The sequence below is a fragment of the Rhodopirellula sp. J20-39 genome (genome assembly GCF_057365095.1).
The window spans coordinates 2,859,275-2,876,384 of sequence record NZ_CP195123.1 but is presented as its reverse complement, the minus strand read 5'-3'; the positions used below and the strand labels follow the sequence as shown (position 1 = coordinate 2,876,384).

The following is a 17,110-nucleotide window of genomic DNA, read 5'->3' as shown; positions in this document are numbered from 1 at the left end:
TCATGCAATTCGGATAAAATTGCTCACTCGTTTGCTTCCGTGTCGTTAGCGAGTACTAAATCGATTTCAGCCAAACTGGTGTGGGTATCCCCAGACGCAGAAGCCAGTGCTTCCAAGCGAATCGCTCGTGCCTCAACTGGGCGATCAAAATCAACGCGCTTCCACTGCTCATCACCTTCCCAACTCCCTGATCCAGCTAAATCGAATTCACGACCGTCGATGCTGGTCAAAATTCGGAACTTGGTAATCCGCCCGTTCTTCTTGTCCAGACGCGGCAAAAATCGGATCCCCGCAATCTTGGTCCGCTCTTTCAACTGTAACGTCAATTGATGCGGGAACGGCAATGGTTTCGTTGACCAGTTCGTGTGCCACATGGACGCCGGGTTCCCGTCGAGTACGTTCTCGCCCTCATATCCTGGCTGCACGCTATCAGTCGTTACCTTAGCGACCAGTCGTTCCGCGACCGATTGCTTGCGAAATAGCTGCGTCACCTGATCCAAGGTGATATCAATGTCGGGATTCCAGTTATCACTGGCAACGTAGTCCAACAACGATTTGCGAAATTGATTCGCTGCCAGCAGTTGCGATAGATCACCAGTTAGGTCAACCGAGCAGATCAGCAAACGGCCACTCCCCACCCTAGCCTCGACGACAAGCCCCAAACGCTGAGGCGAGAACCAATCCGGAACCACCTGCACGATCGGTTTTAGATCCTTGGGCATCGCATCCAGGTCCAATGTTTTGGCACGGCTGATCACTTCCCACCACTGCCAATCACTATGACTGTCCGTCGGAAACCCACTTAAAGCCGGATGGCCTGGATCGCAATGGATACCAAGGGTGTGAGGAGGCTGATTGTCCGTCCAAGCGGTGTTCCAAAAAATGGGTGAGAACCCCAAAACGACATCGGTATCGATAGATGCATGGTCGGGCATCAGCAATACCTTCGCTCCGTCGATCAATCGCTTCTTGATTCCGTCATCAATGCTTCTTGTGATCACGACATCAGAAGCAGTTGCTAAAACAGGCTCAGTCTTAGCAACAACCTCAGGGTAGACCCAAAAACTCCAATCGTTGACGATCGTTTCTTCATCAGCATCAACAGAGACCGTCAAAGTCAACTTAGATGCGACGTCGATCTGCGAGAGCGAAAACGCGACTTCGCCCAGCGTTCGCAAACCGGCCGCTAGGATGTCCTGGCGTTCAAGCACGCCGGACGCCAATTCTTTGCCGTCAGTCGAAATAGTCCAACTCGGCGTGACCGAAAGCAAATTGCTTGGTCCAAAATGTGAAAGTTCGATACCGGCAACAAACGTTTGGTCCGATGTCCAGGCTCGTTTTTCCATTCGCGCGAGCGGAACGATAGGTCCGCAGTAACGCCGAAACCGATCCGGATCGTGATAGGGTTTCGGATCCCAGAAAGCATCCAGCATTCCCACCGTCGCAGTTCCCTGCCCAGGAAAATCACGCATGTCGAGCAACTGAAATCCAGCCAAGCCACGAGTGCGCAAACTTGATTCGATTTCTTCCTTATAGACAAGTTCTTGCAGTGCTCCTGAAGCCATCAAGAAATCATTCGCTTGGTCTTGCATTGAAGCCTTCGCCAGCAAGTCGCGAAAGACCTCATAATTCTTCAACTTCAATTGCCCGGTGTATTTCGTCATCTCCTCGAAGTTAGGAAAAGAACACCATTGACCAATCTCGTGTCCTACCACTGGTCGATTAAACCGCTTCACAACCGATTGATAGTCAGTCGTCGTTTCTGGTGGCTGACTGTTTATCCGGCTCTTAAGACCTTGCCCCCATTGCTGAATGCGAGGGGCCATGACTACATGAATTTGATTCTCAGGGATACTTGGCCAGCCTGAACTGCTGGTAACTAAGAACCGATCGTCACGATCGTTCTGACGATCTACCCAAGACCCAAGGTACTTGTTTTGGTTCTTACCTCCCGGTTCGTTGCCGGCGGCGAATAGCAAGAACGAAGGATGATTACCGTAGGCGGCGACAACGCGATCAGCCTCACGGAACAACCAGTCGTCAACCGGTTCGCCATCTCCAATCGTCACACTCGAATTGGGCCATACCGAGCATTCAACCTGGAAATAAAAACCCAATTCATCTGCGGCGACAAAGGCAGCCTCGGGTGGACACCACGAATGAAACCGGATGTGATTGAGCCCATTTTCCTTAGCGATCCCGATGATCCGCTTCCAAGAATCGACATCGGTAGGTGGGTATCCGGTCAACGGAAACACACAGCAATCCAGCGTGCCACGAAGAAACATCGGCTTACCATCTAAGAGCAATTGTCGACCATCGCGAGTAATGCTCCTGAACCCAAACGCAGAAACGAAAGGCGAAGCAGGGCTCAATTGGGAATCAGATCCCGACAGAAGCGATACCTCTAGTTGATAGAGGTTTGGTGTAAACTCATTCCAGCGTAGCGCCGGATGCGTTAGTTCGACAGTTCTATTGAGAGACGCACCGCGTGCTGACACTTTCACGTTAGTGAGATTTTCTGCAACCGTCCTACCTTCTCGCAGAATGCGTAAGCGAACTTGACTCGATACATCGCCACCGGTGCCATTACGAAGTTCCAGTGACACATCAACTGATTTCCCATCCGCCGATGGCAGCACCCTGGCGGAGTCAATCGACAATGACGAACTTGCAACTAACTCGATCGCACCGACAATTCCATGCCAAGCTGTTTGAGTGTGATCACTAACGCTGTGAGAATTAATCCCTACGTCAACCGGGTCGAGTTGATTGCTCACCTTCAGGAACAACGAATGTGTCCCTGGCGCCATCGCTTCCGTTAAATCAAATCGATGGGCGGTCCCCAATGAATCGTCTTTGCCGAACTGCTTGCCATCGACCCAAACTTCTGTTTGCCAATGCGGACGTTCCAGGATTAGCTCAATTCGACTACCGCTCCACGAATCCGGGACGACAACTTCGCGGCAGTACCAGGCTGTTCCGACATAGTGGCGTTCAGGTTGCCACCAAAACGGCATCTTAAAATTGTCGGCCTCTCGATAGGCGGCGTATTTCGGAAGTGCCCATTGTCTCTCTTTGACACCTCCGATCCATTTGGTATTTGGCCCCACCGGATCACCCAATCCGTTCTCGCGAAGTGCCCCCGGTAACCTTGTGGCCTGAAACCGCATATGGCTCCGTGATACGGATCCAACATGTTCAGTTGATTCCGGATCAAACTTGCCCTGCTGATCCAACAGCACGCTCCATGCCCCGGCGAGGTCAAGGCGATTAGGGGTTTGCGAGAACGCAGGTCTGCAACCAAGACTGCACTGGATCACGACCAGCAACGCACAAACAACGGCCAGCGGACGATGCGACACAACACGTATCAGTGAGCGAGTGCTTTTACAAGTTTTCTTTACCATGGTTGAATTCTAATCCATACAAGAGCCAGAGACATTTCACGGAACCGTCTTTCAATTTCACTTTTGCTGCGAACGCACTTATTGCGCCGGTCGATTTAAACTGATCATCCGCGATGCTAGACTTGCCGTTTCCCCCCACTATTGGCGATGTAAACGCTTGCAAGCGACACCATCCTTGGAAACGAACTCATGCAGTTGAAAACGCAGCCCACTGAATCCATTTCCAGATTGCCGCGTGTGCTGTTGCTAATCGAGTCTTCCCGTGCCTACGGCCGAAACTGCCTGATGGGAATCGCATCCTACATGCGTGCCCATGGTGCCTGGGATGTCTTACACCTTGAACGGGGGTTACAAGAAGACATCCCAGACATGGTGAAGCACCAGATCTTTGACGGCATCATCGCAAGAATGGAAACGAAAGTAATTAGCGATTCGGTTGAGCAGTTTGGAGTTCCCACCGTTGACCTCCGAGGCCTCTATCAACCCAATAACGGGATGACCTTCAACACCGACCCGGTTGCCTGCGCCACCATGGCCGTTGAGCATTTTCAACAACGAGGGTTTCGTGAACTCGCGTTTTGCGGCTACGAAGGAGTCGATTTTTCGGAAGACCGGAGCAATGCCTTTCTTCAAGTTTGCCAAGCGAAAAAAATTGGTGCTCGTTGTTACGAGACGAGCGAAAAGTTACCAGGACGTCCGAAATCTCGCTTAAAGCGGAAGTCTCGACCCGCGCTCGCAGTCTCGAAATCGATGGGCACCCTTTCGTCGGAACTGGATGGCGAACTGGATGAAATTCAGTTGTCCCAATGGCTAGCAAAATTGCCAAAGCCCATAGGGATCTTTGCTTGCAATGACATGCGAGGTCGCCAGCTTCTCGGTGCCGCGCGATCGGCCGGTTTGAAAGTACCAGACCAGGTCGCAGTTTTAGGCGTGGACGATGACGAAGTCATTTGCGACTTGGCTTATCCGCCACTGACAAGTATCGAACCCGACGCACATCGAATTGGATTTGAAGGGGCAGCTGCACTTGCGGACCTCATGAAAGGCGGCACGCCAGTGAGGAAGTTAATCCTAATTCCCCCGGTCCGACTCTGCGTGCGAATGTCAACCGATGTGATGGCAATCGAAGATTCCGATTTAGCGGCTGCCGTTCAGTTCATTCGCTCCAATGCATGTGAAGGCATCGGCGTCGAAGACATCCTTAAGGCAACCGCTTACTCCCGCGCCACTCTTGAACGCCGATTTCGGCAAATTCTATCGCGCACACCGCGTGAAGAAATTGAGCGAGTTCGAATCGACCGGGTGAGGATGCTTTTAGCCGAGACGACCTACAGCCTAGACAAAATTGCATCGATGGTTAGCTATAAAACGGCCGCCCACCTGGTGACCGCCTTTCGCCGCAACGCCGATTGTACCCCAGGGCAATACCGACGTCGCTTTCATCAGACCTGATCGTTCATCCACAAAGCGATGAAGATGAAGATCATCGTCAATCACGCACGACTGTTTCCATGTCGCTAACAGAATTCTTATTGAACTCTGCCACCTCTTCAGGCGTCATCTCTCGCGCGCCCTCGGGAGGAGCGATGACAGTGCTTCCATTGCCGCTGCCGCAGCCAACAGTGACCAACGAACCAACGACGACGGAAAGACAAATACTTCGAAATAGCATGAGTGACCTCGATAAAGACTTGAACTAAAGAAAGGACTACACCTGATAACCTAGAGCCAATCAGAATTCGTCACTGATAATTTCCTTGGATGCTCGAGTACCCAGCGATCCCCAAAGGCCGAACGGACTCTTTACGCCCGCACCAGTTCCCGTGGTGACGTTCTTCGCAAGCTGGTTTCCAGCTTCAATGGAGTCGGTAATGAACTTAACGGCTCCGTCACCCATCAAGATATGTGCTCCACCTTGATGATTACTGCTTGCACCATACACCCCTGCTTGCCTCGCATTACCAGCACAGGTCAGCGAGTTAGGTGGCTTGATTGTCACAAAACCTGTTTGCATCATATTGGCCACCGCCCACTGATAACCACGAGCCTCAGCCGAACGGGTAGACACGACATCAACAGGGGTTGCCGACTTCCAAAAATGCGGTCGCGTTGGATCAGGATCGGAATCGCATTCAGTGACACTCACATGGGAATTCCCACGGTTCGCCGCACTTGTTCGAATGTCCCGGTCGCCGAGATAGGTAGCAATTTCCCCCATCGCAATTGTGTTCGACAATCCATCGAGCGAATCACGAAAGCGTCCTTCGAAGTGCTTACCGAACATTCCTCGCTGAGCTGAGCGGGCGTTGATGGCATAGCCATCGGGATCCCAACCAAAGGCATGGCCTCCGTCAACTTCCAGCTTAGCATTGCGGGCACCCGATGCCTCCGTCCGTTGCGAGTCACCTAAACAAACCGCGTAGTTAGTTCTCCCCTTCGCTGGCAGACCAGTACCAGGGTCACTAGGGCAACGCAGAGTCGCAAGCTCCGTAAGCCAAGGCGTGTAGACAATTCCACCGGTGAGCGGATGCGGCCCCATCGCAGGATACTGCTCACCCGCGTCGACTGTGCCATTGTCATTCGAGTCGATCCATAGCGGATTCGAAACCTGCTCCCAAAGAGCCTGTTGCTCGAAGAAGGGCGTCAAACCTACTAACGCACTCAGTTGCATTGCGTTATGTTCGTTAAACGTTTGATACATGTGGCCTCCCCCGGCCAACTCCCCGTCGGGAAGCCCCGATTTGGTTCCGGTACCATGGACTGTTAATCGGTTATATGCCGAGTGGTAGTTGTGCATCGCCAGGCCAAGCTGTTTAAAATTATTACTGCAACTCATTCGGCGAGCGGCCTCGCGTGCAGCCTGGACGGCAGGCAAAAGCAATCCAACCAACACACCGATGATTGCGATTACCACCAGCAACTCCACCAGGGTGAACGCTCGCCTTCGTTTTGCATTTAAACTCATGAGAAAAACTCTTTCAGAATCGAACAACGTGATCAAAGAGGACTAACTGGGTCTAGCACCGTTAGCCGGTCAATAATTATGGTGATGCAAGCAAAGAAAGTCATTCCAGAATCGGTTGTTAAAGTTTCATTTTTCCGTCACTTTCACTGAGCTCGCGGACTCATTGTCGCAGGTGCGAAACCGGTCCACCGACTCTGAAAAAGCGGCCGCCACCACCCTAATCCGCTTCGGTACAGAGACCGCTTGAAAGACAAGAAAATCTTCTCGCAATCACTCTATTGCACAGTGCCCCGAAGGCTGGGCTAAACGGGAAACGAAATTGGTATCGGCGTCCATCAAGACGTGCGTGCATTCGTCAATAAGCGAGCAAAAAACGATTGCAGATCGACTACGATCCTTAGGCTATCAAACAGGTTTTCTCACCAAGTGGCACCTCAAGTAACCGTCCACAGCTTCATCCACTGGTACGAGATTTCAATCGGTTTCGGAGGGTTTACTGGCGATCAGCACAGGTGTTTCCCAACGCCTCCTGCCAACGGATACTTCAAGCCAATTGGGCGCAGTTACGCCGCCCCAATCCGTCTGCCGTGCATTCGTTTCCAATCAACGGCAATACATTGAACAGATACAGTCCGGACAGGCATGCCTGCCTTTTCAGTAGTTAGATACTCAATCGTTCACGCCTTCGATGATCCCGAGATCCTCCACGCCAGCTATGCCGTCCGCAAAAACGGGAGCAAGTTCTGCGATAGAACAATACGCTGCGCCGTTAATTTCTGAGAGGGCCTCGAAACGAACGAACGACGTTTCCATTGGTTTAGAAAATCGAATCTTCTGCGGGACACTGGCTCCTTCGGAGACCGTGGTCCAGATCTTGCCATCCCGGCTGTTCGAAACTCGGTAGCCCGCGATCTGTCCATTCGTGTTACCCCGTCGCGGTTGATAATCCAACCCAACTACTTGCATAGGCTCTGCCATTTCGATGATCACGTGGAATGGATACTGATTGGTGGAATCACGCCAATCCGAATGCCAAATACTTTTAAGATCACCATCTTGCAGATTGCTAAGTGGGTAGCTTGGATGACTGGTTCCTTTGCTCAGCACGACTCGGTACGGCCGTGACTGAAACAACTTCGCAATCTGCTTTTCGTCCAGCGACATAGACGGCACAAACCGATCGCTGTCGACGTACGACAGGATTGACTTTTTCAGCTGCGCCGCCACGATCCTTTTCTCTGGCTCACTTTCAATGTCCAGAGAACAGACCAGCAGAGATCCATTTCTGACTTTAGCCTCCCATAGAATTGCAGGCAAAGCATTACGGTCGTACTTGTCAATAAATTGCATGATTGGCGTCAGACCATTACCGATGGCGTTGCCATTAACTGAAGTTGAATTGGCCAGCAGCTCCCACCATTGCCATTCCGTATGCGTCTGGGTCGGAAACTTCGCAAACAGAGGATGGTCAGCATCGATCACTGTGCCCAGCGATCCGGGCTGATTGGGAAAATGCAGGGGACTCCAGAACACCGGAATAAACCGCCCATCAACAGGGTTACAAATCTCTTCGCGTCGCGGCAGGAAAACGACCCGTTTCCCCGCATCAAGTTCATCGAAAAGTCGCTTGCCAAACCGGCGAATAACAACCACATCATCGCGGTCATCCGATTCGAGTCTGGTCTCTGGATAAACCCAAATTTTCCAGTCGTTACCGAATTCGGAGCCGGCCCCACTCGCTTCACGGACTGAAACAGACAGCTGTAACCGCGAGGCTTCTTCTATCGACCCGAGTGGAAACTCGACAACACCCAGTTGATGACCGTTGCCCAGCGGAATGTTGATTTCGGTTAGCGTATCTTCAGCCAAGACGGAGCCTGACTCGTTCTTGATTTCCCAGTGAATGGCAACCTGTTTCAATGCCTTGCGCCCAAAGTTAGCTACTTCGATTGCGGCCTTGAATGTTTCATCGCCTCTCCAGGCCATCTTAGACATTCGGATCAGCGGCACGACGGGAGCACAGAAGCGTCGGAACTCAGCGGGCGTCACAATTCCTTTTGAGTCCCAGAAAGCGTCTAACAGCCCAACGGTCGCGGTGCTCTGACCCGGAAAATCATGCAGGTCGAGCAGTTGAATTCCAGAAAGCCCAGGTGTCCGCAGCGCCCGCTCAATGTCTTCCTTGTAGAGAATCGTTGCAAGTTTTCCTGAGTTCTGCGTGTAAGCGGCGGCATCGTCGAATCGCCCCTTTGCCTTCAAATCTTGCTCGATCGCCTCGAAGTTCAACGCTCGAAGGTTGCCGGTATATTTCGGCAGTTCAGCTAGGTTTGGATATACGTTGTACTGGCCAACCTCATGCGTGATTAATGGAATGCCAAGGCTTTCCAAGCCCTGTGCGTAATCGGTATCGGTGGTCGGCCAAGTCTGGTTAAGAAACCCTTGGCCGCGCACCCAGCCCGTTTTCGTTTTTTGGGAAACGAAAAAGTCGTCTGCGGGCCCCGGCAACTCGCCACGCGGAGAAAACGAATACGAAGTGCTAGTGAACAATAGATGCGGAGCGAGCGAGCGGAAATGACGTATCATTTTGTCAAGCGACGAGTAATCGCCAGTCAGCTCGTTGCCCAAGCTGAAGAACACGAACGAAGGGTGGTGAGCGTATTCACGAATGATCCGCTCGCCTTCCTTGGCTAAATAATCATCAACGTCGGGCAACTTGCCCATCTTGAATGTCCAGTTGGGCAACTCAGCCTGGACATAAATGCCGTGACGGTCGGCCGATGCAAACGCAGCTTCCGGAGGGCACCAGGAATGGAATCGCACATGGTTCAACCCGTGCTCCTTCACCGTACGAAAGACTTTGTCCCAACCCGCGCCTTCCATCGGCGGATAGCCGGTTTTGGGAAAGATGCAGCATTCCAGAGTGCCTCGCATAAATGATGGATTTGAGTTGATCAGCAAACTGCGGCCATCGGTTTCAACACTTCGAAATCCGGTGACGATGCTCTCGTTGAGACCCGCCGTCGCGCCCTCTTTTCGAAAGCGACAAGTGACTCGATAGAGTGCGGGTGTAAATTCTGACCACTTGGCGACATTCTCAAGTGGCAGGTCGATCGCGATCTCTCCGCCGGATTGCGTGCGTTTGGACCACGTCGGCATCGTCGGAGCATTGTGGTTGACCGCATCAATCGACACATCCAGTTTGCCGGCGCTCGGCACCACTACCCGCAACGGGTTCGTCTTTATCCGCATCTGCTGCTCGGAAGTGATTTCGACCTTCCCGATCAATCCATTCCAAATCGTCTGAGTTTCGTCCGTGTAGGCATGACCAAGGACTCCGATATCAACTTGCGAACGATTGTCCACTCGAACCGCAATGGTGTTCTGCCCAGGTTGCAGATAAGGGCCGACGACATGGCGATGTGGTGCAGACAACGAATCTCGCGAACCAACTTCCCGGCCGTTCACCCAAACCGTCGTTTTCCAAATTGCACGCTCCAACAACAAGATCGCATCTTTGTCGTTCCAGCCATCCGGCAACCTGATCGTTCTTGTATACCAAGCCGCTCCGACATACTTGAACCGCTGATGCAAGTGTTGAAAGACTCTTTTGGTTAACGCAGGCTTAAGAGCCAGCGCATCTCCCAGACCGGCTTCACTCGTGATTCCCGGCAGACCAATGGGCTTGCCCTCAACCTTGCGAAACCATTGTTGCGTCTCGCCCACATCCTGTGGATCAAGACGAACTTTCCACTGGCCCGTCAGGTCGAATCCCATTGCTTGGGCTGCTGTCTTTGGAAAAACCGTAACGCAACAGACCGCGAGTAGCACTCCAAGCAACAGGCGATTGATCTTCATCAATTCTCTCCGAACTGTGGCAGCGTTTGCCAGAACATAAAATCCCACTCGCATCCTTGGGCGTACGCCCATCCCGTGTTGTAGTCCCGACCTGCTTGGAAACGCATGGACAATCGTAAACTTTAAACTGGACTATCTCCGCTGCCTCCAGAAAGACAGCTTAACCCTGTGCAAGACCTTGGCACGTCTGACGATACTCAGTAGGAGAAGTACCCTGAATTTTTTTAAACAAGCGGCTGAAGTAGAACGGGTCTTCGTATCCAAGTTCCTTCGCAATCTCTGCTACGCCCAGCTCGGTTTCTCCAAGCAGTTCGCACGCACGCATGATTTTCAATTGGATAAAATAGGCCATCGGGGATTGATCCGTTCGCTCACGAAACAGCTTGCTGTAGTACGCAACCGACTGGTCGGCGTGACGAGCTAGGTCGGCAAGGGTCAGGGGCATGTCCAGATGCTGGTGCATGAACTCAATGGTCTTCATCACACGGCTTTCAGAACTCTGCACCTCTTTTTGAAGATGATTTTGGTGCAATTTCAGCTTGCTCAGAAAACGCATCAATTCGGCTGTCATCGCGAGCAACCCGGCGTCGCTGTAATGGTAATTCAAGCAAGCAAAGACATCTTCAAAAGCATCCCGCATTTGGCGACTGTCTGGAGCGAAAAGAACCGGGTTCGTCGCGTCCAGCTTGAGGCTGTCCAACACGGCAGCGGTCTGCTTGCCGTCGAAATGAATCCACAAAAGCGACCATGGCTCCTGCTCATCGCTACAGTATCGATGGGGAGACGATGGCGGAATCACCACGGCATGGCCAGCCTGGATTGCATGGACGTCCCCATCTAAATGAAGTTGCCCCTTTCCGGCTAAACAATAAATCAAAATTGCCTGTTCCGAACCCTCGGGACGATCCACGTAATGATACGGAGCGGAAGGATAGCTGCCGATGTGCGTGACATACAGCAACTTAGTCATCGGGAGAGCTCGGCATCGCTCGATCACGCTTGATGGCAATACAACCAATCGCTGTTGAGGAAACCCTTCACGAATTCGTTCAGTGATCGGCGTTTTAATAGCTTTTTTCATCTGGCTGTTGACCGAAGCAGAAACCCACAGAATAAGATAGTCCATCAACATGGACAGGATAAACTATGTCCAGGCGGCGATAAGCCAGGATAATGGTTAGCCAGGCAACATTGCCTGGATTTGCCCACATTGACTGATATTGCGATCGGGTTCAGATAATTCGCTTCGGCCCGAATTCGATCGATGGATCATTCACTGATCCTCCTGAGTTGGCCGGTGACGCTGAATCTTCCAGCCAGATGAATCCAAATAGCAAGGCACCCTTTATGATGCGTCCTCTTATTTTTGGTTTAGCGATCATCTACTTATCAGCGGATATTTCTGCTGAAGAGCCCCAACGGCCTCAAGCAAAACAACCCAACGTGCTGTTCATCCTGGCCGATGATTTGGGGACGCATGACATGTCCATCGAAGGAAGCACCTTCTACCAGACGCCGAACTTGGACGCACTGGCCCAAGGTGGGATTCGGTTTACCAATGGATACGCGAATTGCCAGGTTTGCAGCCCGTCACGTGCGAGCATTCAAACCGGAAAGTTTACTGCAAGGCACGGTATTACTGACTGGATTGGGGCAGACTCGGGTATGGACTGGCGTCCGGGCGAGCGTCTGTTGCCACCGGAATACGTCCGCGGCTTGCCGATTGCAGACACGACGATCGCCGAGGCGATGAAGGAGGCAGGCTACAAGACTTTCTTCGCTGGCAAATGGCATCTGGGTGGAGAAGGTTCGCTGCCAAGCGATCACGGTTACGAAATCAACGTAGCCGGGACCGATCGAGGCAGCCCACCCGGAGGCTATTTTTCACCTTACAACAACCCGCTTCTTAAAGACGGCCCACAAGGTGAATCGCTGCCATTAAGACTGGCCGAGGAAACAGGAAAGTTCATTCGGAGCAATCGTGACAAACCATTTTTTGCGATGTTGTCCTTCTATTCGGTTCACGGGCCGATGCAAACCAGCAAACCGCTGTGGGAAAAGTACCGCAAGGTTGCTGCGATGGCCCCGTCGATCGAATCTCGTTTTAAGGTCGACCGCACGATGCCCGTTCGTCAGGTCCAAGATCATCCGGTTTACGCCGGGATGATGGAATCGATGGACACCGCGATTGGAAACGTGCTTAAGACGTTGAGCGATTGTGGGCTGGATAAATCAACGATTGTCATCTTTACCGGTGACAATGGCGGCGTCTCGTCGGGCGACGGTTTTTGCACGAGCAACCTGCCCCTGCGCGGCGGAAAGGGCCGCCAATGGGAAGGCGGGATTAGAGAACCTTTCTATATCCGTTATCCCGATCGTATCAAACCCGCGTCGACAAGTGATGTTCCAGTAACGGGTGCCGATTTCTATCCGACAATCTTGGATCTATGCGGCTTGCCGCTGCTGCCCGAACAGCACGTCGATGGCGTCAGCCTGGTTCCTGCGGTGGAAGGCAAGCCAATGGCCGATCGACCCCTGTACTGGCACTATCCCCACTACGGTAACCAAGGCGGTGAACCCAGCTCGATCATCCGACAAGGACCGTGGAAGCTGATTCATTACTACGAGGATGGACGGGACGAACTCTACAATCTGGACGCGGATGTCGGTGAAACATGCAATTTGTCGTTGGAGATGCCGGTCACCACCCAACGCATGGCCGCTCAGTTACACGAATGGCTCAACAGCGTAGGCGCCCAATTCCCCACCCCCGATCCTCGTTACGATCCGGCGAAAGCCGAAGCCAAGTCGCTTCGATATCAAACCGATTTCAAGGCCCGCCTCGAACGCGAGCACGCCGCCATGCTCCGCCCTGACTGGCAACCCAATGCCGATTGGTGGGGAAGTCTCATCAGAAACGATTAGCTGCAAGTACAGAGAACGAGCCGCCTAGCGGATCCCCATTTCACCGTCAACTAATTCTGATTCAACCCATGTTTGAGTGTATGCAATTGAAACGACAGCTTCGTTGTCTAATTCTAGTCACTTTGCTCAACGCGGCACCTGTCTTATCCGCCGAGTCGCTAGAGGATGTCTCCTACGACCGTGACATTCGCCCGCTCTTGTCGAAGAAGTGTTTCTCTTGTCACGGGCCTGACCCTCACTCACGTGAATCGGGTTTGCGGTTGGACCAGCCGGATGGCACCGAGGGTGCGATCGGACTTGCGATTGAACCTGGCTCGATCGACGACAGTGAGCTGTGGCACCGAATCACATCGGATGACGAATACGAGGTCATGCCGCCACCGGACTCGCACCTGAAACCGCTGGACGTCCAGGAAAAGCAATTGATTCGTCGTTGGATCGAAGCTGGGGCAACGTACGAGGGCTTTTGGGCATTCCAATCGCCGATCAAACCGGAACTGCCGAACATCGAAAATTCGGATAGCAGCGACCAGCCGATCGACCAGTTTGTCCGGTTGAAACTGCACGGTCAAGGAAAGTCACCCAGTCAACAGGCTGATGCCCGAACACTGATCCGCCGGATCACATTCGACTTGACCGGGTTGCCGCCAACTCGCGATGAAGTTGACCGTTTCGTTACCCACTTCAATGATTCCCCGGAGATTGCCTGGGAAGAGCTTGTCGATGATCTTTTGGAACGTCCTCAGTACGGCGAGCATGTGGGCCGATACTGGCTGGACTTGGTCCGATATGCAGATTCCAATGGCATGCACAAAGACCGATTCCGTAACCTCTTCGCCTATCGCGATTGGGTTATAAGAGCATTCAATGAAAATCTTGGCTACGACAAGTTCGTCAAGTATCAGCTAGCGGGTGATCTCTATCCTAACGCGACGGATGACCAACTAACCGCGTCGGGTTTCCATCGACTGCACTTGATCATTGATGTCGGGACAGCATTGCCTGAAGAGAGCTTCGCCAAAAACGTGATCGACCGAGTCACTGCGGTCAGCACCGCTTTTCTCGGCCTAACGGTGCAATGTGCACAGTGTCACGATCACAAATACGATCCGATCACACAAAAGGACTTCTATTCGCTAGCAGCGTTCTTGAACAACATTGACGCCACCGCGGAAACGCCACGCAAAGTCAAGAATGGACTGCACCGTCCATTTATCACGCTAGGAACAGCACAGGAGAAACAAAAGCTCGTCGATTGGGAGCAACAACTGAAGAAGATTGATCAGCGGCTAAGGAAATCGGAAGACGAAACGGAGAAAGATGAACTGCGTTCGAAAAGGAAAGAAATCGACTCTTTGGTGCAGGCCTTTCTGTCTTCGACACCCCACGCCATGGTCATGAAAGAGCGAGACGAAGTTCGTCCGACTTTCGTTTTCAATCGTGGGCAATACGACTCGCTGGGCGAAGAGGTGCAACGCAACACGCCAGGATTCCTGCCGCCACTGAAGGTATCCGGAGACATTCCATCACGCATGGATTTGGCAAACTGGTTCGTAGATCCTCATCATCCGTTAACCGCCCGAGTTGCGGTCAATCGGTTTTGGCAACAATTCTTCGGCGTTGGCCTTGTCAAAACATCCGAAGATCTTGGCAATCAAGGAGAAGTTCCTTCGCACCCGCAACTCTTGGACTACCTTGCCGTAAGCTTTGTCGAATCTGGCTGGGACGTGAAGGCATTGATGAAGGAAATCGTCATGTCCAGCACCTATCGACAATCTTCGATTACAGCTCCTGAAGCATTTCAGGCGGATCCCGAAAACCGCTTGCTCGCTCGCGGTTCTCGCTATCGCTTAGATGCGGAAATGATTCGCGATCAGATCCTAGCAACCAGCGGGCTGTTATCTGCAAAGGGCGGGGGGCCTAGCGTTAAACCGCCGCAACCCGCCGGCCTTTGGAAAGCGGTTTCGATGGAGGGAGATGGGTACAAGCCTAGCCGTGGGGAAGCGATCTATCGGCGTAGCGTTTACACGTTCTGGAAACGGTCGATGCCCCATCCTCAGCTAACCATCTTGAATGCTCCGATTCGTGATGCCTGCATTGCTCGGCGGGAACGCACCAATACGCCTTTGCAGGCGTTGTTGCTTCTCAACGAGCCTGAATACCTCAAGGCCGCACGCCATCTGGCAGTACAAACCCTCGATCAGCCGTTCGATCAACGAATGAATTTCATGTGGGAAACCATCACTGCAACTCAGCCCGACGCGTTGGAAAAAACGATGATGTCTGAGCTAGTCCAAGATTTGGTTCAAAAGTACGAATCGGATCCCGAACTTGTTGAACAGCTTTTGGGAGATGCTAAGGCATCCCATGAACTCAATCGAGCCGAGCTGGCCGCTTGGACCATTCTTGGCAATTTGCTTTACAACCTCGACGTCACCAAGACCAAAAGCTGAATGAACATGTTTAACTTTCAGACAATCCAAAATTTTGAGAATCGTCGGCGTTTTCTGACCAATTCCGGGATGGGTTTGGGGACGGCGGCGATGGCCAATTTGTTAGCTCAAATGGGGATGCCTTCAACGGCAACCGCTGGAAGTGCTGGCGGATCGTTGCCTACGCCGCACGTGAAACCACGGGCTAAACGAGTGATCTTCCTGTTCATGGCGGGAGCACCCAGCCAGATCGATCTCTTCGATTACAAACCTGGTTTGCAAAAGCTGTTCAGGTCGGAATTGCCACCGTCGGTCAGCAATGGGCAACGCGTCACAGCAATGACACTCGGCAAAGAACAGTTGATTGCCCCCTCGAAGTTCAAATTTGAAAGAAAGGGCCAGTGCGGTCGATGGATGAGCGAGTTGCTGCCGAACTTGTCCGAAAAAGCGGATGACCTCTGCTTTATTCATTCACTGAATACCGACGCGATCAATCACGATCCAGCGAAGACATCCTTTTGCACAGGATCCGAAATTCCCGGCAAACCGAGCATGGGAGCTTGGTTGAGCTACGGGCTTGGAACGCTAAACAAAGACTTGCCTGATTATGTGGTCCTGCCTTCGGCGCACTGGAGCGGCAAGGTCAATGTCCAGGCGTTATACAGCCGTCTTTGGGGAAGCGGCTTCCTGCCCTCGAAACATCAAGGCGTGGCCTTTCAATCAGCAGGCGACCCGGTCCTATTCCTTTCGAATCCGCCAGGTGTAGACCCGCTGGTGCGTCGCCGGATGCTCGATTCTCTTGGCGATCTAAATAAGAAGCATTTTGGTGAACTTGGCGATCCAGAAATCGAAACGACAATCGCTCAACAAGAAATGGCTTTCCGAATGCAGACATCGGTGCCGGAACTTACGGACATTTCCGATGAGAGTCCGGAGACAATGGCAATGTACGGGCCCGATGTTGAAAAGTCTGGTACTTACGCACGCAACTGCTTGCTTGCACGCCGAATGGCTGAGCGAGATGTCCGGTTCATTCAGCTATTCCATCGTGGTTGGGACCATCACACCAAGTTGCCTGAAAACCTGGTTGGACAATGCCAAGATGTTGATCAGCCAACCGCCGCGTTACTACAAGACCTGAAGCAACGTGGACTTTTGAAAGATACGCTCGTCATTTTCGCAGGTGAGTTTGGACGGACGGTTTACGGCCAAGGCACTCTAACGACCGAAACCTACGGCCGCGATCACCACCCACGTTGCTTCTCTGCGTGGATGGCTGGTGGGGGCGTTAAGCCGGGTATCGATTACGGCAAGACCGACGAGTTCAGCTATAACGTTGTCGAAGACTCCGTCCATGTTCGCGATCTACACGCAACGATGCTGCACTTGCTCGGGGTTGATCACGCACGACTGACCTTCCCATTTCAGGGTCTCGATCAAAAGCTAACCGGTGTAGAACCATCACGAGTCGTGCACGAAATTGTTGCCTAGCGGACATCTGTCCGATTGATCTACTTCCGCAACGC

9 protein-coding genes are annotated in these 17,110 nt (G+C 52.4%); 4 read left to right on the top strand and 5 right to left on the bottom strand.

What is annotated here, in order from left to right; translation table 11 throughout:
- Positions 1-23: 23 nt before the first annotated feature.
- Positions 24-3,410, bottom strand: a complete 3,387-nt coding sequence (locus ACR3ZL_RS10625) for a discoidin domain-containing protein (RefSeq protein ID WP_473653179.1) — start codon at positions 3,408-3,410, stop codon at positions 24-26.
- A 189-nt stretch (positions 3,411-3,599) separates the two neighbouring features.
- Here ACR3ZL_RS10625 and ACR3ZL_RS10620 point away from each other — a divergent pair, with 189 nt between their 5' ends.
- Complete coding sequence (locus ACR3ZL_RS10620) at positions 3,600-4,862, top strand: XylR family transcriptional regulator (RefSeq protein ID WP_473653180.1); 1,263 nt, start codon at positions 3,600-3,602, stop codon at positions 4,860-4,862.
- A 37-nt stretch (positions 4,863-4,899) separates the two neighbouring features.
- Here ACR3ZL_RS10620 and ACR3ZL_RS10615 read toward each other — a convergent pair whose 3' ends face one another.
- The 4 genes from ACR3ZL_RS10615 to ACR3ZL_RS10600 form a co-directional block, all read right to left on the bottom strand.
- Entirely contained in the window at positions 4,900-5,082 is a 183-nt protein-coding gene (locus ACR3ZL_RS10615) for a hypothetical protein (protein WP_473653181.1), read from the bottom strand.
- Between the two features lie 60 nt (positions 5,083-5,142).
- Complete coding sequence (locus ACR3ZL_RS10610; RefSeq protein WP_473653182.1) at positions 5,143-6,375, bottom strand: DUF1559 domain-containing protein; 1,233 nt, start codon at positions 6,373-6,375, stop codon at positions 5,143-5,145.
- Positions 6,376-7,044: 669 nt separating this feature from the next.
- A complete protein-coding gene (locus tag ACR3ZL_RS10605; RefSeq protein ID WP_486173435.1) occupies positions 7,045-10,227 on the bottom strand; it encodes a discoidin domain-containing protein in 3,183 nt (1,060 codons plus the stop codon).
- Between the two features lie 160 nt (positions 10,228-10,387).
- Complete coding sequence (locus ACR3ZL_RS10600; RefSeq protein WP_486173434.1) at positions 10,388-11,353, bottom strand: AraC family transcriptional regulator; 966 nt, start codon at positions 11,351-11,353, stop codon at positions 10,388-10,390.
- Positions 11,354-11,574: 221 nt separating this feature from the next.
- On the opposite strand from ACR3ZL_RS10600, the gene ACR3ZL_RS10595 reads away from it, so the two are divergent.
- From ACR3ZL_RS10595 to ACR3ZL_RS10585, 3 genes are all read left to right on the top strand, one after another.
- Entirely contained in the window at positions 11,575-13,152 is a 1,578-nt protein-coding gene (locus ACR3ZL_RS10595) for a sulfatase (protein WP_473653185.1), read from the top strand.
- 68 nt (positions 13,153-13,220) lie between these two features.
- Entirely contained in the window at positions 13,221-15,605 is a 2,385-nt protein-coding gene (locus tag ACR3ZL_RS10590) for a PSD1 and planctomycete cytochrome C domain-containing protein (RefSeq protein WP_473653186.1), read from the top strand.
- A gap of 6 nt (positions 15,606-15,611) precedes the next feature.
- Positions 15,612-17,075: a DUF1501 domain-containing protein gene (locus ACR3ZL_RS10585; protein WP_473653187.1), complete on the top strand. Its 1,464-nt coding sequence runs from the start codon at positions 15,612-15,614 to the stop codon at positions 17,073-17,075.
- Positions 17,076-17,110: the final 35 nt, after the last annotated feature.

Coding starts and splice junctions, on each gene's coding strand:
- ACR3ZL_RS10615 (WP_473653181.1), bottom strand. CDS start 5,082: ATGCTATTTCGAAGTATTTGTCTTTCCGTCGTCGTTGGTTCGTTGGTC.
- ACR3ZL_RS10600 (WP_486173434.1), bottom strand. CDS start 11,353: ATGGACTATCTTATTCTGTGGGTTTCTGCTTCGGTCAACAGCCAGATG.
- ACR3ZL_RS10625 (WP_473653179.1), bottom strand. CDS start 3,410: ATGGTAAAGAAAACTTGTAAAAGCACTCGCTCACTGATACGTGTTGTG.
- ACR3ZL_RS10620 (WP_473653180.1), top strand. CDS start 3,600: ATGCAGTTGAAAACGCAGCCCACTGAATCCATTTCCAGATTGCCGCGT.
- ACR3ZL_RS10610 (WP_473653182.1), bottom strand. CDS start 6,375: ATGAGTTTAAATGCAAAACGAAGGCGAGCGTTCACCCTGGTGGAGTTG.
- ACR3ZL_RS10590 (WP_473653186.1), top strand. CDS start 13,221: ATGTTTGAGTGTATGCAATTGAAACGACAGCTTCGTTGTCTAATTCTA.
- ACR3ZL_RS10595 (WP_473653185.1), top strand. CDS start 11,575: ATGATGCGTCCTCTTATTTTTGGTTTAGCGATCATCTACTTATCAGCG.
- ACR3ZL_RS10585 (WP_473653187.1), top strand. CDS start 15,612: ATGTTTAACTTTCAGACAATCCAAAATTTTGAGAATCGTCGGCGTTTT.
- ACR3ZL_RS10605 (WP_486173435.1), bottom strand. CDS start 10,227: ATGAAGATCAATCGCCTGTTGCTTGGAGTGCTACTCGCGGTCTGTTGC.